Source organism: Paraburkholderia kirstenboschensis, assembly GCF_032806925.1.
GTDB lineage: Bacteria > Pseudomonadota > Gammaproteobacteria > Burkholderiales > Burkholderiaceae > Paraburkholderia > Paraburkholderia kirstenboschensis.
Map to the genome: position 1 here is coordinate 3,565,050 of NZ_CP136513.1, position 21,161 is coordinate 3,586,210.

Consider the following 21,161-nt stretch of genomic DNA (forward strand, 5'->3'; position numbering starts at 1 on the left):
CGATTGACATGGAAAGTCATATCAGCGTTGTTCGACGCCTGCCCATGTCTGCCACCGCGTGAGTACACGACGAGGCATGCGGGCAGGCGTTGGACAACGCTCGAGGGAGGAAACCGCGGAGTGGTCCAGGACGGCAGGAATATTGCGCAGCTATGGGGATTTAAGTGCTCTCATGAACTGCGGAGACTCACAATCTTCAGTCGAAGCGAGGGTTTGGTGGTCACGTAAATATTCTGCTGCATCCATGCTGCACGTCTGTAGAGGTGTCGCGAGCGCGGCAAGGTCTGCTGGTAACGACAGGCACAAGCGTCTTCTCCTGGCGCTCGTTGCCGAAGAGCCGACAGTCGGTCTGGACAGCCAGGGTGATTCGTCTTCATACGTTGCTTCGGCAAGTGGGCGGAGCGCGAATTGGGTGGCTGCGCAGGAGGATGTCGATGATGATCATCGGCGCGCCGCAATGCCGGCAGACGAACTTCGGGGCGGGAGTGCCCGGTGACGGACCTTCGCTCACAATAATGGAAGCTGGCACGTCTGGCAGCGCCCGTATCGCAGCCAGATTCTGCCGACGCACGGGATTGGCCAGCAGACCATAGTGGCGAATCCGATGGAAGCCGACAGGCAGTACATGCAGCAGGAAACGCCGCATGAATTCCCGTGGCTCAAGCGTCATCGTCTTCTGGCGTGTGCGGCCGCTGGCCCGATAGTCCTTCCATCGGAAGGTCACGCCGCGTTCGTCGAGTGCTATGAGCCGCTGATTGGAGATGGCCACGCGATGCGTGTAGCGCGACAGATACGCAAGCACCGCTTTCGGTCCCGCGAACGGGCGCTTCGCATATACGACCCATTCGCACGTACGCAGCGGCGCGAGCCACTGTGCGAAGGCAGTGGGATCGGCAAGCCCGGCGTACTCACCAAAGAAACGCAACTGGCCCCGGCGATGTGCATGGGTGAGCTCTTCCAGGAAGCGCCGCCGGAACAGCCGCGACAGCACACGTACCGGCAGGAAGAAGCCGGGCCGGCAGGCGACCCACCGCTCACCGTCTGGCGAGAGGCCTCCGCCGGCAACGATGCCGTGTACGTGAGGATGGTGCGTGAGCGCCGAGCCCCACGTGTGCAGCACGAGTGTCGCGCCGACCTGCGCGCCCAGATGCTTTGTGTCGGCGGCGATAGTGCGCAGGGTTTCGGCGGCAACGTCGAACAGCAGGCCGTAGAGCACCGCTTTGTTGTACCAGGCGATCGCGCTGATCGTGGCGGGCAATGTAAAGACGACATGGTAGTACTCGACCGGTAGCAGATCGGCCTGACGTGCTTCGAGCCAACGGTGCGCGGCGCTCGCCTGGCACTTCGGGCAATGGCGGTTACGGCAGGAGTTGTAGGCAACCTCGATCTGCTCGCAGCCGGAACAGCGCAACACGTGACCACCCAGCGCCGCGCTGCGGCACTGTTCGATCGCCGACATGACCTTCAGCTGTCCCAGACTCAGCTGTGTGCGGTCTGTCGCCACACGGGCCCATGCGCGCGGAACACGTCCGCGACTTCGGGCACGGCCGTGCGCCGCGTTCAGCCGTTGTTCTGCAGTTTCTCCAGCGGACTGATCACCTCGCGCAGCAGGTCGGTGGCGACCGGCGCATAGAGTGCTGTCGTCTCCAGCTTCTTGTGCCCCAGCAGAACCTGGATCACGCGGATGTCGACCTTCTGCTCCAGCAGGTGGGTCGCAAAGCTGTGGCGTAGGGTGTGCATCGAGACACGCTTGTTGATGTTCGCGGCTTCGGCGGCGGCATGGATGGCGCGGTTCAGCTGCCGCGTGCTGGGCGCATCGACCGGATCGAGGCCCGGAAACAGCCAGCCGCGCTCCAGCATCCGGCCCTGCGCGTGCGCCACTCGCCACCAGACACGCAGGCGTTCGAGCAGCACCGGCGAGAGCATGGCGTAACGATCCTTGCGGCCCTTGCCCTGTTCAATGCGCAGGGTCATGCGCTGGCCGTCGACGTCGCCGACCTTCAACGCCACCACTTCACTGGCGCGCAGGCCGGCACCGTAGGCGACCGATAGTGCGGTCTGGTGCTTCAGATTGCCGGTGGCGGCAATCAGGCGGCCCACTTCGTCCGGGCTGAGCACGACCGGCAGGACGCGAGGCACGCGCACGGGTTGCATGCGTGCCATCAGGTCGGGCTCGTGGAGCGTGATCCCGAAGAAGAACTTCAGTCCGGTGATCGCCGCATTGAGCGACACGGGTGACACGCCGTGGTCGACCAGATGCAACTGGTAGCGCCGCAGGTCCTCGACGGTGGCGGTGTCAGGAGAGCGTCCGGGAAAGCGCGTGAACTCGCGTACGACACGCAGATAACCGGCCTGCGTCTTCGGTGCGAGCTGACGCATGCGCATGTCGTCGGTCATGCGCTGGCGCAGCGGACTGATGGGCTGAGGTGTGTGGGTCATGACTCTGCTCCCGTTGAACGACGAGGCGGATTGCCTCGCCCTTCAACATGAAAACAGAGTCGGCTTCCTCTCCAGAACCACTAGCATTGGACCGGAGCCCCATACCGCGCGAGCCGTTTAGTCCCCCGACCCACAACGGACGGTCGGTTCGACCGAAATCGGACGCTCAGTCATTTATGGCATCGTCGACGAACCGCGTGTTCAGCCGAAAACGCGGCTTCAAACAGCGTGACGCTCATCTTCCAGGGGGGCGCGTCCGCGAGCGCTATGACTAACTGAGCGTAGCTCTAGCCATCGCGAAAGTCATCGCCGGCAAAAAGCTGCGCTATTCGAACCATATCGACTGGCTTCGCGAAATGCGCGTCAAACCCAGAATCGAGCGCCTTTTGCACGTCTTCGGGTTGAGCGTAGCCACTGATCGCAACCAGTCTCATCTTCGCAGGGAGCTTCTGCCGCAGTGTCTTTGCGACCTCATATCCGTCAATATCCGGAAGCCCGATGTCGCACAGCACCACATCAAGCTGCGTAGTTTCTGCGAGTGAGAGCGCGCTGCGTCCGTCGTAACGCACCTCAACCGTATGCCCTAACATCGCGACAATCGCCGCCAGCGAGTCGGCGGAGTCGACGTTGTCATCAACAACGAGTACGCGGCATGAGCGGGTGTTTCCTTCGTCTCTGGATGCAGCAAATTCGGGCGTTGCATAGTCGGTAGTCTGAGCCAGCGGGAGCGCGATAGTGAACTCCGCTCCGGCGCCGAGTGAGCTCATCGCCGTGACCCTGCCGCCGTGGAGCTCGATCACGCTCTTCACAAGGGCAAGTCCGAGGCCGAGTCCGCCCTCTGTGCGAGCGAGACCTTGGCTCGACTGCGTGAATGGTTCGAAGATGATTGGCAGTAGCTCGGGCGCAATGCCGATTCCGTTATCGGTGACATGAACAAGCGCGCGTTCAGCGCACTGGCGGGTCGTCACCGTTATTTGACCGCCAGCGGGCGTGAACTTCACCGCGTTCCCGAGCAGGTTGCCAATCGCCTGCGCCAGTCTCGTCTCATCACCTTCGACGACAAGCTCCTCGTCATCCACGGCGACTAAAAGTTCGAGCCCACGCCCTTGGGCCAGAGTGCGGTAATCCTCCGCCGTGCGCCTGGCCAATGCGGCCAAGTCCACATTCATGCGCTGCAGTTCGATTTTGCCTTGCGCAATCCGCGTGACGTCGAGTAGGTCGTCCACCAGATTAGTCAGATGCGTGACCTGTCGGCAAATCACTTCTCTGGCGTTCCGCGCCTGCTGCCCTGAAGGGTCGGCCCGGTCAAGGATAAAGAGAGAGTTCTGAATCGGAGCGAGCGGGTTTCGCAACTCATGCGAAAGCATCGCGAGAAATTCATCTTTCCGGCGGCTTGCATCGTGCAGGGCTCCTTCTGCCCGCTTGCGCTCAGTCACATCGCGGGTTGTACCGGCAACGGCTTCGACCTCGCCATGACGGCCCAGTACAGGCACAAAAATATAGTCGTAAATGCGTCGCCCATATGCTCCTTCGAACGGCACCTCGCCACGGACTGGTTGTTTTTTAGTTATGACCTGTTCGATCTCGCGGTCGTGCATCTCCGCATGCCAGGGCTCATAACCCAACTCCAGGCAGTTCTTGCCGATCGCCTCGTCCCATGTGCGATTCCACATGTTGAGCAAGACTTTATTGGCGTAAGTGAATCGGTGGTTCAGGTCGAGTACATACGCCAGGTCGGGAGAGTTATCCAGGAAAGTTTCATAAAGTCGGCGGCGCCGCTGCGAGTCAGCGACCAGGTCGGCAAGTTCTTCCTCTTTGCGTTTCAACTGCGCCGCGTGCTCGTATTCGCGCGTGACGTCGCGGAAGAGCACCGTAATGCCATCGTCGTGGGCAAATGAGCGAGCCTCAAACCACCTGCCGAGCGGCGCGTAGTAGTCAGTGTGCTGGCTAGGGCGTCCAGTTGCCGCCGTCTGCTGATACGCGTGATAGTAGCCGGAGTCCACAAGGTCCGGATAACATTGCCATATGTCGCGTCCGAGCAGGTTTCGCCGGTCCTGCTGCAAATATCGTTCAGCTGTATGGTTAAGATAGGTGAAGCGCCACGACCTATCTATCGACATGAATCCGTCGCTCAGGCTATCAAGCATGTCACCAAGGTGAGCTGGTCCAGGCTGTTGGACGCCGGCATCTGTCAGGCGGGGAGGACGAGAGTCCATCTATGGTTCCATTTATAGCATTCTGCTTGCATGCGCCAGCGCTTTGATATCTGGACGGACTCGCGCTCCGGTGGCTTTGAGGGGGATGATGCTGTTCCTGATACAAGTCGGTGACGACCGAACGCGACCGTGTTCCCATCGAGTGAGTCCCCAACTTCTGCATTATGCTGCTTATGACGGCCGGGTGCCGGCCACGAGTGACCGTTCGATCGTCTGAAAACCAACTCCTTAGGTTTTTCCGCTGCAAACAGGATGGCCCGGCTGATGCCAGCAAAGGCGACAAACCGAACTGTCGACGATTCATGCGTCGATGTCGAACGGCCGGTTTTGGCCGGGGGACTGATATGACTTTCCGTGTCAATCGGGACCGGTTTTCGTTTGGTAGGCACATGAATTTCCTGGGGGCGACGTAGCAGTAAGTCTCGACGGTGGATCGCACTGATATTCGCGGGTTGGGTACCGCATTACAGAGGTCCGCCCCTTGAGCCTGCCGCTATCTAAAGCCGCAAATCGAATGATGTCCGTTGCATAGTCCAACCGCGGGTTGCTCGGGTACCGGGCTACGCCGCCTTCAGGAAACTCGTCGAATCGATGTAGCAAAGCTCAGCGCTACGCCGGCTGCTCGTTTCGCGTTACGGCGAGCGACATTGCGAGCTTGCTGATGTCCCAGATGAACCCCGCAAGTTCGCGTGCGACGGCGACGACAGCGATGTTCACATTCTTGCCGCGTGCTGCCAGCTTGCGGTATCGGCGGCAGAGTCGGACCTGTGCGTCCCAGGCACGGTCAAGGATGCGTTTGGGAATGCCTTCATGTCGGCGCTGAATTTCCGGACTCACGCGTGCCGGGTATCTGTAGCTCCAGGCGGCCTCGACGAGCAGCTTTCTTGCATAGCTGTTGCCGTTCTTCGTGATGCTGCCCTGGCGCCGCCGCTCACCCGAAGAATGTTCTGAGGGCGTCACGCCCAGCCAGGCCATCAGTTGGCGGGGGTGCTCGAAGCGGGAGAGGTCCCCCAATTCGGCGAGCATGCCCACGGCGGTGATGAACTGTATGCCGCGCATGGTCTGCAGACCGAGTATGGCCGGATAAAATCGCCAGCCGACGACAGCTTCGTGCAAGGTCGCCTCGAGGCGCTCGCATTGCGCAAACCTGTCTTCAATCGTGCGACGGCACTCGTCGAAGGCCAGTTGCTGCCAGTGGTTTGGGAATGAAAATACGCTTATCCATCGGCGGTGCGCGGGACCCCAGTTGGCGCTACCTGAGTAGCGGACTCCATGCGATAGCAGGAAGGACTTCAATCGCTGGCGGGCCTGTCTGAGATCTGCTTTCGCTGCCGCCCATGCGCGCGCCAGGTCCCGGAACGCCTCATCTTGAACATCCGGCACGTGTACTGCTGACAGGTCGCCAGCGCGCAGTGCGCGTACGAGCTTGACTGCGTCGCGTCGGTCCGTCTTGACGCGCTCGCCCGGTCTCTTCGGAATCAGGGACGGCGCGCATACCACGCAGTCGAATCCTCTTTCAACGAGCTCCCTGTAGAGTCCGTAGCCACAGGGGCCGGCTTCATAGACAACGCGGACATGGCGCGCCTTCGACTGAACACGCTTGCACAATCGATCGATATCCGCCTTCATCGTTCCGATCTTGCCCAACAGTTCCACGTCGCCCATATCGATCGCGTACGCCACCGTGATCGACTCCTTGTGAACATCCAGACCGACAAACACCGTGCTATCGTGGTTCATGCTGGCCTCCGCGCTGGAAATCGCCGGGGTGTGCCCTGTGCACATCGTGCGGCTCTGGCAGTGATGCTAACCCGCGTTTGGTTCCTCACGGCGGGCCAGCCACTGAGTTACGGAAAGTCATACTGCCTAAACCGCTCGCGCGGTATGGGGCTCCGGTCCAATGCTAGTGGTTCTGGAGAGGAAGCCGACTCTGTTTTCATGTTGAAGGGCGAGGCAATCCGCCTCGTCGTTCAACGGGAGCAGAGTCATGACCCACACACCTCAGCCCATCAGTCCGCTGCGCCAGCGCATGACCGACGACATGCGCATGCGTCAGCTCGCACCGAAGACGCAGGCCGGTTATCTGCGTGTCGTACGCGAGTTCACGCGCTTTCCCGGACGCTCTCCTGACACCGCCACCGTCGAGGACCTGCGGCGCTACCAGTTGCATCTGGTCGACCACGGCGTGTCACCCGTGTCGCTCAATGCGGCGATCACCGGACTGAAGTTCTTCTTCGGGATCACGCTCCACGAGCCCGACCTGATGGCACGCATGCAACCCGTGCGCGTGCCTCGCGTCCTGCCGGTCGTGCTCAGCCCGGACGAAGTGGGCCGCCTGATTGCCGCCACCGGCAATCTGAAGCACCAGACCGCACTATCGGTCGCCTACGGTGCCGGCCTGCGCGCCAGTGAAGTGGTGGCGTTGAAGGTCGGCGACGTCGACGGCCAGCGCATGACCCTGCGCATTGAACAGGGCAAGGGCCGCAAGGATCGTTACGCCATGCTCTCGCCGGTGCTGCTCGAACGCCTGCGTGTCTGGTGGCGAGTGGCGCACGCGCAGGGCCGGATGCTGGAGCGCGGCTGGCTGTTTCCGGGCCTCGATCCGGTCGATGCGCCCAGCACGCGGCAGCTGAACCGCGCCATCCATGCCGCCGCCGAAGCCGCGAACATCAACAAGCGTGTCTCGATGCACACCCTACGCCACAGCTTTGCGACCCACCTGCTGGAGCAGAAGGTCGACATCCGCGTGATCCAGGTTCTGCTGGGGCACAAGAAGCTGGAGACGACAGCACTCTATGCGCCGGTCGCCACCGACCTGCTGCGCGAGGTGATCAGTCCGCTGGAGAAACTGCAGAACAACGGCTGAACGCGGCGCACGGCCGTGCCCGAAGTCGCGGACGTGTTCCGCGCGCATGGGCCCGTGTGGCGACAGACCGCACACAGCTGAGTCTGGGACAGCTGAAGGTCATGTCGGCGATCGAACAGTGCCGCAGCGCGGCGCTGGGTGGTCACGTGTTGCGCTGTTCCGGCTGCGAGCAGATCGAGGTTGCCTACAACTCCTGCCGTAACCGCCATTGCCCGAAGTGCCAGGCGAGCGCCGCGCACCGTTGGCTCGAAGCACGTCAGGCCGATCTGCTACCGGTCGAGTACTACCATGTCGTCTTTACATTGCCCGCCACGATCAGCGCGATCGCCTGGTACAACAAAGCGGTGCTCTACGGCCTGCTGTTCGACGTTGCCGCCGAAACCCTGCGCACTATCGCCGCCGACACAAAGCATCTGGGCGCGCAGGTCGGCGCGACACTCGTGCTGCACACGTGGGGCTCGGCGCTCACGCACCATCCTCACGTACACGGCATCGTTGCCGGCGGAGGCCTCTCGCCAGACGGTGAGCGGTGGGTCGCCTGCCGGCCCGGCTTCTTCCTGCCGGTACGTGTGCTGTCGCGGCTGTTCCGGCGGCGCTTCCTGGAAGAGCTCACCCATGCACATCGCCGGGGCCAGTTGCGTTTCTTTGGTGAGTACGCCGGGCTTGCCGATCCCACTGCCTTCGCACAGTGGCTCGCGCCGCTGCGTACGTGCGAATGGGTCGTATATGCGAAGCGCCCGTTCGCGGGACCGAAAGCGGTGCTTGCGTATCTGTCGCGCTACACGCATCGCGTGGCCATCTCCAATCAGCGGCTCATAGCACTCGACGAACGCGGCGTGACCTTCCGATGGAAGGACTATCGGGCCAGCGGCCGCACACGCCAGAAGACGATGACGCTTGAGCCACGGGAATTCATGCGGCGTTTCCTGCTGCATGTACTGCCTGTCGGCTTCCATCGGATTCGCCACTATGGTCTGCTGGCCAATCCCGTGCGTCGGCAGAATCTGGCTGCGATACGGGCGCTGCCAGACGTGCCAGCTTCCATTATTGTGAGCGAAGGTCCGTCACCGGGCACTCCCGCCCCGAAGTTCGTCTGCCGGCATTGCGGCGCGCCGATGATCATCATCGACATCCTCCTGCGCAGCCACCCAATTCGCGCTCCGCCCACTTGCCGAAGCAACGTATGAAGACGAATCACCCTGGCTGTCCAGACCGACTGTCGGCTCTTCGGCAACGAGCGCCAGGAGAAGACGCTTGTGCCTGTCGTTACCAGCAGACCTTGCCGCGCTCGCGACACCTCTACAGACGTGCAGCATGGATGCAGCAGAATATTTACGTGACCACCAAACCCTCGCTTCGACTGAAGATTGTGAGTCTCCGCAGTTCATGAGAGCACTTAAATCCCCATAGCTGCGCAATATTCCTGCCGTCCTGGACCACTCCGCGGTTTCCTCCCTCGAGCGTTGTCCAACGCCTGCCCGCATGCCTCGTCGTGTACTCACGCGGTGGCAGACATGGGCAGGCGTCGAACAACGCTTAACAATAGCACCAATTCGATGAGTGTCCCAAAGAGCGGACATTGGAAGCCGAGCGACGACTGAGGAGATTCGTCGACGCCGCAATATTTGCGGAAAGTCGGCTTAATTTGATCATGGACCTAGCTAAGCTGAGGCGCACGCGTTTCGCTCTGTCCTCGTTCAATCTAGCAGCCGACAGTGTGGTACTTAGTCCGACGGTTGTTAAAAGCAGGCATCGTCCCTTCAAGCACATTGACCACATGCCCGTTGATCGCGGGATTCTCTATCGCTCCGGCTACATAGGATATGGCGGAACCGTTCTTGCGATCGAAGCTGGACCAGATTACTTGCTCTGCATCGCAGACGACGGCCAGATTAGGATTGTGAGTGACCATGATTATCTGCCGCCGTTTCTTGGCTTCGGTGAGGACGGGTACAAGTAGACTTACTACTGTCTCGTTGTCGAGGTTCTCCTCAGGCTGGTCCAGAATGATCGGATTGCGTCCCTTATCAACCAATAGATAAAAGATCAACAGTAGCGCACCGCGCTGTCCAGGCGACAGCTGTTCAATCTGTGTCTCCTGAAATAACAACGAGTAGCGCGGCTCTAGGAACGAGAGTCCGAAAAGAAGGTCATAAACGGGATGGCCTTGAGTTTTCCGGCCAGCGCTAGCTCGCGCGCGCTGTTCGCTGCTGCGGCCTCGTCGAGTGCCTTAAACTTGACAGCAATGGATTCGAGCTGTGTCGCGGCGTCTTGCTGTTCGGACGTCAATTCGGCTGCCGGCTTCGGCGCAACGGTGGGCTTGAGTTTGTTGTGCTCGTCGATCTGACGGGTCTTGACAAGGAGGATTTCTTGTAACGCACTCTTGACGTTTGGTTGAAACTGCTCTTCAAAGGCGGTGATCTCTTGGTTAATCCTGTGGAGGTCCTTTCGAAAATCATTCAGCTGGATACGAAAGCCGCTCTCCTGCTGATCGATTAATTGATCGAAGTCGAGTGCGCCAAGTTGAATGGCTTCGCCAGCGTGAGAGAAGATGACTGCGCGAAGCTCCCTTTCGAACGCATTCGAACTGCCGCTTACGTGAGCTGTGCGATTCACAGACATCGTTTCACTCTCTTGAATGCCGTTTTCTTGGCGCGCTTGAGTTCGTGGCTCCGGTAGGAGACGCGAGTTCAAGCGCGCGCCGATGATGTTCGGCAAGGGTCTTGTCAACTCGCCATTCGCGATGCCGGATTCTCTCTCTCAGCCCGTCGTAGGCACTTTCCACCTGCTCCGCGAGAGGCGTGATTTCGCCCACTTCTGCGATGCGGTCGACGGGAGTCTTGCCGCCGAGTGAGCCGTGCGGGCGGCGCCAGTTGTAGTCGAACTGCCACTCCTCAATTCGTCGGTCAATCTCATCTTCGGTCGGGGCATGGTGGAACCAGAATTCGTTCAGGTCAGTAAGTTGTGAACGTTCTACCTTGCCATTGAGATGTGGCGAGCGTGGCGGGATCGGTCGGAATTTGATGCACTCGCTCATCAGACGCCGCTGCACTGATTCGGCGAAGAACTCGCCGCCCCTGTCGGTCTGGATACGCTGGATCGGAAACGGCATCTCTTCGATGACGCGATCAAGAAAAAGCAGCGTATTGCGGGCATTTCTACGAGGGTACACAGCCAGTACGCGGAAGCGCGAGCAGTCGTCGATGGCCGTGTACTGATATCCTTGCGTTACTTTCTCGATTGTCGTGCCCTCGTAGATCCTTCGATCAGCATGGTAGTGCTTCAAGGTAAATTCGTCTGACGGGAAAAATTTTCTGATATTGGCCTTGCGGACTGAAAGGCTGCGACGGAAAGCGAGAGCAGGGCGACGCCGGTCGCGAGATCTATTCGAATTTCGCGAGCCTGACAGAGAAGTGTTAGTTGCTCAGGGTTTTTACCTGGGACGAACCTCGGTCACCAAAACTAGTGAGCGGATGTCGCGAAGAAAGAGTCGATGCCTTGCTCAAGATACGACGATGCGGGACAGGAAAAACGTGTCCTAACTTATTGTATTTTATGAACAAGCCGTGAAATTGTGACATCCGGATGCGGGTTTCGAGTTCAAACTTAAGTGAACAAAGTTCAAAGTTGAGTGGATCTCGACAGCCCCACATCCCTTCTTGAATTTGTCACCACCCGTCCATATAATTAGCACTCGCTGCACGAGAGTGCTAACAACTTCGCCGGTTGGCTCGGCCAGCCGGGTTTTCCAAGCGTTCTTCAGTCTCAATCAAGAGAGGAGTATGTATGAACCTTCGTCCTTTGCATGATCGCGTGATCGTCAAGCGTCTGGATCAAGAAACCAAGACCGCGTCGGGCATCGTGATCCCCGAAGCCGCAGCAGAAAAGCCGGATCAGGGCGAAATCCTGGCGGTCGGCCCGGGCAAGCGTGACGACAAGGGCGCTGCAATCGCGCTCGACGTGAAGGTTGGTGACCGCGTCCTGTTCGGCAAGTACGCAGGCCAGACCGTCAAGGTCGACGGCAACGAACTGCTCGTGATGCGCGAAGAAGACATCATGGCCGTGGTGCAGAAGTAAGCGCAAGCCGCTACTTCCCCGGTTATATCCCAAGAATTCAAGGAGTTAGAAGATGGCAGCTAAAGACGTCGTATTCGGTGATTCCGCCCGTGCCAAGATGGTCGAAGGCGTGAACATCCTCGCGAACGCTGTGAAGGTCACGCTGGGTCCGAAGGGCCGCAACGTTGTCCTGGAACGCAGCTTCGGCGGCCCGACGGTCACCAAGGACGGTGTGTCGGTCGCAAAAGAGATCGAACTCAAAGACAAGCTCCAGAACATGGGCGCGCAAATGGTCAAGGAAGTGGCTTCCAAGACCAGCGACAACGCAGGTGACGGCACCACGACCGCAACGGTTCTGGCTCAGTCGATCGTCCGCGAAGGCATGAAGTACGTTGCATCGGGCATGAACCCGATGGACCTGAAGCGCGGTATCGACAAGGCTGTGACGGCCGCGATCGAAGAACTGCGCAAGATCAGCAAGCCGTGCACGACGAACAAGGAAATCGCTCAAGTTGGCGCGATTTCGGCAAACAGCGACTCGTCGATCGGTGATCGTATCGCTGAAGCAATGGACAAGGTCGGCAAGGAAGGCGTCATCACCGTCGAAGACGGCAAGTCGCTGCAAGACGAGCTGGACGTTGTCGAAGGTATGCAATTCGACCGCGGCTACCTGTCGCCGTACTTCATCAACAACCCGGACAAGCAAGTTGCGGTGCTCGAGAACCCGTTCGTGCTGCTGCACGACAAGAAGGTCTCGAACATCCGCGATCTGCTGCCGGTTCTGGAACAAGTCGCCAAGGCTGGCCGTCCGCTGCTGATCATCGCAGAAGACGTCGAAGGCGAAGCACTGGCAACGCTGGTGGTGAACAACATCCGCGGCATTCTGAAGACGGTTGCCGTGAAGGCTCCGGGCTTCGGCGACCGTCGTAAGGCCATGCTGGAAGACATCGCGATCCTGACCGGCGGCCAGGTCATCGCTGAAGAAACCGGCCTGACGCTCGAAAAGGCAACGCTGGCCGAACTGGGTCAAGCGAAGCGTATCGAAGTGGGCAAGGAAAACACGACGATCATCGACGGCGCTGGCGAAGCTGCGAACATCGAAGCGCGTGTGAAGCAGGTCCGCACGCAAATCGAAGAAGCTACGTCTGACTACGACCGTGAAAAGCTGCAAGAACGCGTTGCCAAGCTGGCAGGCGGCGTTGCAGTGATCAAGGTCGGCGCTGCGACCGAAGTCGAAATGAAGGAAAAGAAGGCACGTGTCGAAGACGCACTGCACGCAACGCGCGCAGCTGTGGAAGAAGGCATCGTTGCTGGCGGCGGCGTTGCGCTGATCCGCGCACGTACGGCGATCGCCGGCCTGAAGGGCGCTAACGCCGATCAGGACGCAGGTATCAAGATCGTCCTGCGCGCAATGGAAGAGCCGCTGCGCCAGATCGTCACGAACGGCGGCGAAGAAGCCAGCGTCGTGGTGGCGGCAGTTGCTGCTGGCCAAGGCAACTACGGCTACAACGCAGCAACCGGCGAGTACGTCGACCTGGTTGACGCTGGTGTCGTGGACCCGACGAAGGTCACGCGCACGGCCCTGCAAAACGCAGCATCGGTGGCAGGTCTCCTGCTGACGACCGACGCAGCTGTTTGCGAACTGCCGAAGGAAGACGCACCGATGCCTGGCGGCATGCCCGGCGGCATGGGCGGCATGGGCATGGACATGTAATTTGATGTCCGCTCCCCGGTTGCGCCTCGCACAGAGGTTCGACCGGGAGCCCATGGAAAAGCGCGCCGCGCGAGGTGCGCTTGCCAAAGAAAAAACCCGCAGAAATGCGGGTTTTTTTATGGTCGGGGCGTTCACAAGCTCAAAAGCTAGAATTCCGGATCGTCTACGCTCACGTCAAGACTGCTCAAACACTTCGTCACATGTGAAGGGGCGCCTGAAACCGCGGAGGAACCGCTATCAGCATCGAATAATTTCCCGGTGGAACGTCCTCGGCGGTCACCACTTTGTGCGTACGTCCCGCAAACATTTCCGTGAAGTTGAAAATGCGCCGGATAAAAGTGTTTCGTGACCCTGTCCCACTCTGATGCCAGCAGAATTTGTATCCCAGGTCTCTCAATATTGAAATTGACTCCGAATCTCCTTCTTTGAAGTCACTTTCGTGCTGCTCCAATACGATCAGCGGCCAGTGCTTCGTTATAGTGCGCAAGCCGCCCTGCAGTACCTTGGGTTCGAAACCCTCGACATCCATTTTTATGAAGCAAAGCCCTTTGTCGCGATAGTCGAGATTATCCAGCCTGTCAATCTGCACATCGACGCAGTTTGCGTCGGCATCGGCTCCGAGCTGGTCCGTGACGATGGCCGATTCGCCCATATTATCAGGCACCTCTGACAACCTGAACGTTCCTTTCTTGTCCCCAAGACCAATGTTGAATGCTTTGATCTTCTTCCGGAAACTCACATTGAATTCGAGCAAATAGAAAATCGACGGATTTGGCTCGAAGCAATACACCTCGTCGAATATGTTCGAAAAATAAAGGCTATGGTTGCCAATATTGGCACCGATATCTAGCCCGACGCCTGCACGGAAAACGTCGTGCAAAGGTTCGAGGAAGCTGAACAGCACGTCGAGCTCTTCCTGCTCGTAGACCCCGAAAACATGGATAAATCCACCGATATGTTCATTCGCGAATACGGCCATCTTGTGACCTCTCGCGCGTAGATGCTTCTCCGCAAGCCCGTTGAGCCTATGAAACGATAGCCGGTCGACTACATAACTGAAATTCCTGGCGCTAACGCGCTTCGCCAACACTTTCTTTGAAAGGAAGGGCTGCGAAGCAGGCACGGTTTGCGAATCGATATCCATTGTGACTCCAATATAGATGCAGGGCGTCTGCGTTGCCCTGCAGACTGCACGTAACACTCGCCTTCGCCGTAGTAGCCGCCTGTGCGCCGACGGTGTTCGGACACGCCCGTCACACGTCATTCGCTAATGGCCCTTTTCGGAGGATGTTAGGTGCCAGTTCGGCGAAAAAGGCCAGTGCGGCGCAAAGTCGGGCGATACAGTCGCAAAATGCTGAATAACAGCGGATTTCGCCTCAGGCGCTTGATCCGCTGCGCGTCTGTTGGCTGGTGCGCGCTGCCTGCTCAGTACGGAGGCGTTGCCTCGGCCGGGCATCGACGATATGCCAGCGCGGCCGGAATTGTCGTCGACGAGTGACAAAGACCCCCGTCCGCGTCGAAGTCAGGCTGTCGGAGGCCAGGGTCGTGCCGTATGCGACCGCGATCGCCGCTGTTGTTGTGTCTTTCTTCTAGTACACGGGGCGGCGTCCGCGATTGTGCCTGGAGCGTCGACGCGACCTGGCAAATAAGCATGATCGAAGGGGCAAGTCCGACGGTTAGCGCGCTCATAAACAGAGCATCGGGCCCTTGCCACGGTCGCCGGCCATTGCAACGGCCGTTCCGGCAAAGTAGGGAAATATGCCACCCACGGCGCTGCGGAATAACGCGCTCTAAGGGTAGCGTAGAAATGTAAACGTCGCCTCTTCGTTAGGCGAAGAGGCGACGTTCGTTTTACAGCTGGATCAGGCAGATTCGAATGCTAAGCGCTCTGCACTTAATTGTCCGGGTGGGCGGACGTGAACGCAGTGAAAGCGTTGTAGGGCTGACTGATCGGCGTACCGTTGATCATGATGCCGTAGGTGTTATTGCCGCTGTCGAGCACGTAATACATCACCGACTGGATGTTGTGCGTCTTGCGCGCCGCATAGAACTCGGTCAGCTGCGACGTGATGTAGCTCGCACGGAAGCTTTCCGTCTCTTCCGGACCCGTGTTCCATTCGGTGATCATGAACGGCACGCCATAGCGAGCCTTGCAATACGTCGGCAAGTCGAACGCCGGACCCTTACCGTCGCTGCCAATGGCGAAAATGTCGCCATACGCAGCGTAGTTGTGCCACGTGGTAATGTCCCAGCGCAACGGCTGGTGGCCGCTGGTGCCGTCGGGTTGCATTCCTTCCCACAGCGCGTCTGCCGCGCCGATGTCCGCCACGCAGAAGTTGATACCGCATTTGGCCGTTGGCTGGATCGACTTCACACCGTCGATCATGCCGCGCATTGCACCGCGCATGATCGGCCAGTTGGTGTTATTGAAGTCCACGGCCAACGCACCGGCGTACGAGAAGTCAACTACGGTGGCGTCCTGGCGCGTCAGTTCGTTGCCGCATTCGTACATCGTCACGCCATACGGCGCGAGTGCTGTGGCGATCGTCTTCGCCCCTGCCATGTTGTCCAGGTAAGCCGCAACTTCGTTCGCGTAGAGCCTGCCGTTGGCATCCGTGACGCCTTGGTTGATCAGAACGAACAGCTTGAGGCCGGCACTTTGGAAAGCCTGCGCGATCTTGGTCACTGCATAGATCTGATTCGGTTGGGCCGTGCAACCTACGCGATATGTCGTGCAGCCCATGCCCTTGACGAGCGATACGAGCTGGGCTGGGGTGTAGGTGTAGTCAAAGTGTCCGTTGACACCGTAGAACATGCCGGCAGCAGGCGCCGCAGCAATGCGCGGGTCGGACGAGGGCAGCCATTGCGCTTTCAGGTTCCGCTGGTCTACGTTCACATAGAACTGACCACCCGTGCCGCAAAGCCAGATCTTGCCGCCGTACCAGAGGACCAAGGACACGTTGTACGTGTTACCCACGGTTGCGCCGTTGCGGTAGACCACGCCATTCACAAGCGTCCATACGTCGTTCGCTCTGTCGATGATGTAGGGCGAAGCGGGCAGCGTGGTGCCTTCAGCCGACGTGCCTCCCATGCGGGGGTCGAGGGACGCGACCCATCCGGACCCGTTCCACGCGTAGTACTGGCCGCCGGTGCCGCAAGAATAGATGGTGTTACCGTAGTAACTGATCAGCGTTACGTTGTAGGTATTGCCGGCTTTCGCGCCGTTCCTGTATACCACGCCGCCTGATAGAGTCCAGACCGCGCCGGTGCTGTCTGTGATTGAGCTTGCCGGAGGAATGGCGGTGCCGTTTGCAGAAGCGGCGGCATGCGCTTTGGCCTCCGTAGCGGCCGATCCACTGCTGTTGTCGCCACCGTCTGCGCCGCCGCCACCACACGCGCTCAACAGGTAGCTTCCACCGATAGCCGCAAGGCCGCTAATAAATTGACGTCGTTTTAGCATGGTAAATAATTCCGCTGTCGAGAAAAAATCTCGATAAGAAACCCCAAATCTTTATGGCGTTTCGAGTAAATAGATGCGCGCCAATCAGGGCACGCGCTAGTTAGGTCTACTGACGGACGAGCAAATTATTTTGCTTCTTTTGAATGGAGCAGTGCCGTTCGGTAAGCTCAAGTGAAACGTTTGCTGACGCGAATATCCTTAGAGCGGATAGATCCGCGACTAATGAAGCACTCACTAGCGCGCCATTAATTACAGGCGAACGGACGCCGACCCGAAGATGGTTGACGACCCTGTCGTGTTTAAAGCAAACGTTCGCGACAAGCGTGAGCAGCTCGCTCGATTCGGTAACTTGTACAGCGATTTCTTGCAACTACGGTAGTGGGCACCCGGCTTGGCGGTCGAATGCGTTACGAGCAGTTCGACTACGCCGAAAAGCCCGCGTAGCCCTAATAAAGTCCAGACAGGAATTACTTGGCACGTTTAACGGTTGAACGGCAGCAGGGGGAAGTCATCCGTTAGGACGCCTAAAAAATTCCGAACGACATATTCCTGCACGGTGTAGACGTTGATTCCAATTCAGCATCAGGGGTCGAATGATCCGCCCACGGTGTGCCTTCCACCCTTTTTAGCGGCCCCAAGCATCCAGGACCCCTTACCGCCGGTGCTCGCAAACGTTTCACCCGAGACGCGCACTGCAGCGATCGGCAAAAAATCCGTGCTTGCTGGGCGACCGGGGTAAATAATACCCGTAAGGCGCGGAAATCTATAGTAAATTTCGCCGACGTCGGCCACATAGCAAGATCTTTTCGGCCAATTTCGCGAATCGCGAACGTCTTATGCTTTCTTCCGTTAATTACGGGATATCCCCGCTGATCTTTTCGGGACTCGACCCTTTTATAGTACTGCTTAAATGTGCGGCCGCGAGGATAGCCGTCGCCCTTGGCGTCCCCGCAACGACGGTTTTTGACTTTGTCGGAAAGCAAGGATGCCCGCGCCTCGTCCTGAACGGACATTCGATCTGGTCGTTCACCGTTGCCGCCCAATGCACTTTAAGAGGACGATACTGATCCTCGCGGAGGCCGTGATCATTCCAATCTCACGCGACGTGACGGTCATTTTGTGGCCCGGTTATTTTTCATCGTGAACTGAAGTTTTGTCGCGGGTGCTTAGGAGTTCGCAATTTTTACCGCATCAATTCAGGAGAGAATGAGCGAGGGTTTTACACCTGATTTCGATGTATGAATGCGGAAAATGGCTGGCGCAACTTGTATGTGACGATCGTCTATTGGGTGGACTGCTAATCGATTCTGGGGAACGCTGAACCTATTCCGCTTCTCGCACCCATTGACCGAGCCGACAAAGCGCGTTTCTGCGGCGCTGTCGCCGTTCGATCGCCAAATTAAATTAGCCCAAGCTTTTCGGATGAGCGTTTTATTCAAACAAGATTATGTTCGATGCGGTCAGAAAGTAGGCGGAGTTCGATGAATGTGAGAGGTTTTCTGCGCCGCCCGAAGTCAATTTAAAAGCACGCCATCGCGCGACCGTCGGTTTGTAAAGTAATGCCCGATCTCGCGACATCTTCGCAACACGTGAGCCTCTCTGTGCATTCAATGTGCCGGGCCCAATGATGGATTTGAACGGCAAGCCGCAAGACGATCTGGCATGCGGGCAGGTGACGCCTTAATGCTTTAGAAGCAACGAGAGGCTGGAATCCCCACAAATGAGCCGCATGGCGTGAGTTGCAAGCGTCGGCCGATGTATCGGCTCAATCTGGCGTCTCGGCGCGCAGAGAATGGGGCGGCATAGGAGGAGAGCATCGTCACCACGTCAGAGCTGCAAAGGTCATGACGATATAGGATCAATGCTCACTTTAAGCTCGGCGAGTCACCATCTGCCGTTCGGACTTAAGCCAACGTTAGTACTGTCGATGTCCGCAACACAGCGATTGGCGCAACATTTATGCGAGAAACGCAAGACAGTTCTCACGCAAGTACGCGACGATGTCTGCAACGCTCTCACTCGGCGTCAACGCTGCGGTGTCGATCACGAGATCCGGATCGAGCGGTACTTCATAGGGCGCTGATACGCCGGTGAACGACGCAATCTCGCCGGCCAGCGCCTTTGCGTAGAGACCTTTGGGGTCGCGACGCGCACATATTGCGAATGGTGCCGACAGGTAAGTCTCAATGAAATTGGCGGCGCCCACGATATCGCGCGCCATCGCCCGGTCGGCCTGCATCGGCGAGATGAGTGCGGTAATAACGATGATGCCTGCGTCGTTCATCAACTGGGCGACGTGTGCGACGCGGCGGATGTTTTCGTGGCGCCCCTATTGGCTGAAGTCGAGGTCGCTGCCCAAACCGTGGCGGATGTTGTCGCCGTCGAGTAGCAGGCCTGGCCTTGCGAAACGAGTTGCCGTTCGAGTTCGAACGCAATGGTCGACTTGCCTGCTCCCGGCAGGCCGGTCAGCCAGATCGTGAGAGGATTCTGACGGAGGAGTCGCATCCTGTCCGCAAGCGTGATCGCGCCGTGGATGCGTTGCGCAAGGCCGCCGGGCTGTTCCATGGTTATGTTCCAGAAGGACTTAAACGCAGTGTCAACGTTGGCGACATACGCCACGCGTCGCGGCGATGCCTCGGCGGAGTGGGTCAGTGTGACGTGGAAGCCGTCGGGCGCGGCAGGCGGCGTTAAGCGGGAGCGCTATGCAATGACAAGACGGGGCATGGCGGCATGATTCGGCGGGAACACCTCCGTGTTCCTCATAATTCGCTCAAGAAGCCTGCTACGAGCGACATAGCGATAGCAGACGCCTGGTTTGCACGAGGCGCGCCAACGCACCACACGCGCCAACCCCGCGCACGGTCACGCCGACATACATACCTCAGTGCCTCGCTTCCCCAGGCGCCGCGTCCTTGCCGGCAGTGGGCGGTGTATCGTCGTCGCTGCTACGGGCCCAGAAGAACAGGTCCGGCATATACGCGCCCATGCCCGGTCGGAACGCGGCGCGCACCGCCTGGTACAGATACTCCTGAGCCTCGCGCACGGCCTCTGCCGGTTCCTGGCCATTGGCGAGGAGTGCCGCGATGGCCGAGCCGAGCGTATCCGTCAAACCCATGATGCGATGGCTGCCGCGGTCCCACATGTCCTGGCGCAATTGGCCGTCTTCACTGAAAAGCGTATTGACCAGCCGGTGCGTGCCGGTTTCCGTCGACAAAATGTATTCACAGCCCTGCGACAGCAGATGCGAGATCGCCGCGTCGAGGCTCGGCGCTTCAGCGTCGCCGTCTGGCTGAGCGAGGGCGAGCAGTGTGGCCGAGTCGGCGACCAGCAAGGTGGTTTGTGGCGCGAGCAGGTCGGCAATGGCTTCGCGCAGTTCGTCGGCGGCGAGCACGTGCTCGTCGTCGAGTGTGAAGTCGGGGGCGAGAATCAGCGGAATATCGTCGTAATCGGCTACTACTTCGGCGATCGCGCTCACTACTTCGGCGCGCGTGCAGGCGCCCACCTTGAACGCTGCGATCGGCATGTCCTCGAGCAGCATGCGCGCCTGGGTCGCTACAACCTCTGGGTCGAGCCCGTTGACTTCGTCGCAGCTCGCCGAGTCGCGCACGGTATAGCCGGTGAGCACAGAGACGCCATGACAGCCCATGCTGGCAAGTGTCATCAGGTCGGCTTGCAGGCCAGAGCCGCCGGTAGGATCGGAGAGGCCGAAGGTGAGGACGATCGGAGGCGTGTCGCTGGGCATGAAGATGTACAAAGGGGCAGTATTTTTGGCGCGGTGAGTGCGCAAGCGGCTCAATTATGCGTCCTAAAACGGCGCAGAGGCGTTTTTTCGCATCGCGGGTGGCTTCGTTCCCGGCTTCCGGGCTAACCCGTGGCGTGACGCCGCACGCAGCGGCACTTTTCCCATCCAGCATTGCCGAAGGTCGTTGCGCAAAGGGACTGGGCGTTTTGCGATTGCTAGGCATTGGGGCGGCAACACGGTACCATCATGGCTCCTGTTTCCACGGACTTCACGACGCGATACAAGAATGGAATATCAAAGCTGGATGTGCCTGATTTGCGGCTGGATTTACGACGAAGAAGCCGGTTTGCCGGACGAGGGCATTGCGCCGGGCACGCGCTGGGAAGACGTTCCCATCAACTGGACGTGTCCCGAGTGCGGCGCGCGCAAGGAAGACTTCGAGATGGTCCAGATCTGAAGCCGAACGGCGGCCGGCGTCGCCCCGCCGAGGTGTGGCATCGCGCCGGAACGTCACCGTGCTGGCCGTGTCCCAACCGCAAGTTGACGTTGCATAGTCTGTCATGGCGCATTGGTCGTTCTGCATTTGTCCCTGTGCAGCTGTCATCGCGCATTTGTCATTGTTCAGTTGCCGGTCCGCGCGTTAGGCGCTCAGTCTGCGCGCGGCGCTC

Annotated in this window: 10 protein-coding genes and 5 pseudogenes; 5 read left to right on the forward strand and 10 right to left on the reverse strand. The window is 59.1% G+C overall.

What is annotated here, in order from left to right:
* Positions 1-373: 373 nt before the first annotated feature.
* The 4 genes and pseudogenes from RW095_RS38650 to RW095_RS38665 all read right to left on the reverse strand — a co-directional run bounded on the left by RW095_RS38650 (position 374) and on the right by RW095_RS38665 (position 6,395).
* A pseudogene (locus tag RW095_RS38650) lies at positions 374-1,545 on the reverse strand (IS91 family transposase).
* Positions 1,546-1,560: 15 nt separating this feature from the next.
* Positions 1,561-2,439 carry a tyrosine-type recombinase/integrase gene (locus RW095_RS38655; protein ID WP_317016493.1) on the reverse strand — a complete coding sequence of 293 codons (879 nt, stop codon included), beginning with the start codon at positions 2,437-2,439 and terminating at the stop codon, positions 1,561-1,563.
* Positions 2,440-2,726: 287 nt separating this feature from the next.
* Positions 2,727-4,655, reverse strand: coding sequence for an ATP-binding protein (locus RW095_RS38660; protein WP_317020891.1), 1,929 nt, complete (start codon positions 4,653-4,655; stop codon positions 2,727-2,729).
* A 609-nt stretch (positions 4,656-5,264) separates the two neighbouring features.
* On the reverse strand, positions 5,265-6,395 hold the full coding sequence (locus RW095_RS38665) for an IS110 family RNA-guided transposase (protein WP_317022830.1): 1,131 nt from the start codon (positions 6,393-6,395) through the stop codon (positions 5,265-5,267).
* Positions 6,396-6,642: 247 nt separating this feature from the next.
* Here RW095_RS38665 and RW095_RS38670 point away from each other — a divergent pair, with 247 nt between their 5' ends.
* Positions 6,643-7,521 (forward strand): tyrosine-type recombinase/integrase, encoded by an 879-nt coding sequence (locus RW095_RS38670; RefSeq protein WP_317016493.1) that lies wholly within the window; start codon positions 6,643-6,645, stop codon positions 7,519-7,521.
* Positions 7,522-7,536: 15 nt separating this feature from the next.
* Positions 7,537-8,708 (forward strand): annotated as a pseudogene (locus tag RW095_RS38675) (IS91 family transposase).
* Between the two features lie 515 nt (positions 8,709-9,223).
* On the opposite strand, the pseudogene RW095_RS41635 reads toward RW095_RS38675, so the two are convergent.
* Both RW095_RS41635 and RW095_RS38690 read right to left on the reverse strand, forming a co-directional pair.
* A pseudogene (locus RW095_RS41635) lies at positions 9,224-10,125 on the reverse strand (AAA family ATPase); the annotation flags it as partial.
* Between the two features lie 22 nt (positions 10,126-10,147).
* Positions 10,148-10,756 (reverse strand): annotated as a pseudogene (locus RW095_RS38690) (integrase core domain-containing protein); the annotation flags it as partial.
* A 551-nt stretch (positions 10,757-11,307) separates the two neighbouring features.
* On the opposite strand from RW095_RS38690, the gene groES reads away from it, so the two are divergent.
* Together groES and groL are read left to right on the forward strand one after the other, a co-directional pair.
* The gene (gene groES / locus RW095_RS38695) at positions 11,308-11,598 is read left to right on the forward strand and encodes a co-chaperone GroES (RefSeq protein WP_008923887.1); all 291 of its coding nucleotides are present in this window, start codon (positions 11,308-11,310) and stop codon (positions 11,596-11,598) included.
* A 52-nt stretch (positions 11,599-11,650) separates the two neighbouring features.
* Positions 11,651-13,291, forward strand: a complete 1,641-nt coding sequence (groL, locus tag RW095_RS38700; protein ID WP_027801988.1) for a chaperonin GroEL — start codon at positions 11,651-11,653, stop codon at positions 13,289-13,291.
* Positions 13,292-13,487: 196 nt separating this feature from the next.
* On the opposite strand, the gene RW095_RS38705 is transcribed toward groL, so the two are convergent.
* The 4 genes and pseudogenes from RW095_RS38705 to RW095_RS38720 form a co-directional block, all read right to left on the reverse strand.
* Complete coding sequence (locus RW095_RS38705; RefSeq protein ID WP_317020894.1) at positions 13,488-14,435, reverse strand: FkbM family methyltransferase; 948 nt, start codon at positions 14,433-14,435, stop codon at positions 13,488-13,490.
* A 750-nt stretch (positions 14,436-15,185) separates the two neighbouring features.
* On the reverse strand, positions 15,186-16,751 hold the full coding sequence (locus RW095_RS38710; protein ID WP_317020895.1) for a hypothetical protein: 1,566 nt from the start codon (positions 16,749-16,751) through the stop codon (positions 15,186-15,188).
* A 1,957-nt stretch (positions 16,752-18,708) separates the two neighbouring features.
* Positions 18,709-19,316 (reverse strand): annotated as a pseudogene (cysC, locus tag RW095_RS38715) (adenylyl-sulfate kinase).
* A gap of 316 nt (positions 19,317-19,632) precedes the next feature.
* The gene (locus tag RW095_RS38720; protein ID WP_317020896.1) at positions 19,633-20,493 is read right to left on the reverse strand and encodes a hydroxymethylpyrimidine/phosphomethylpyrimidine kinase; all 861 of its coding nucleotides are present in this window, start codon (positions 20,491-20,493) and stop codon (positions 19,633-19,635) included.
* A gap of 286 nt (positions 20,494-20,779) precedes the next feature.
* Here RW095_RS38720 and RW095_RS38725 point away from each other — a divergent pair, with 286 nt between their 5' ends.
* Entirely contained in the window at positions 20,780-20,950 is a 171-nt protein-coding gene (locus RW095_RS38725; RefSeq protein WP_006047743.1) for a rubredoxin, read from the forward strand.
* The last annotated feature ends 211 nt before the right edge of the window (positions 20,951-21,161 follow it).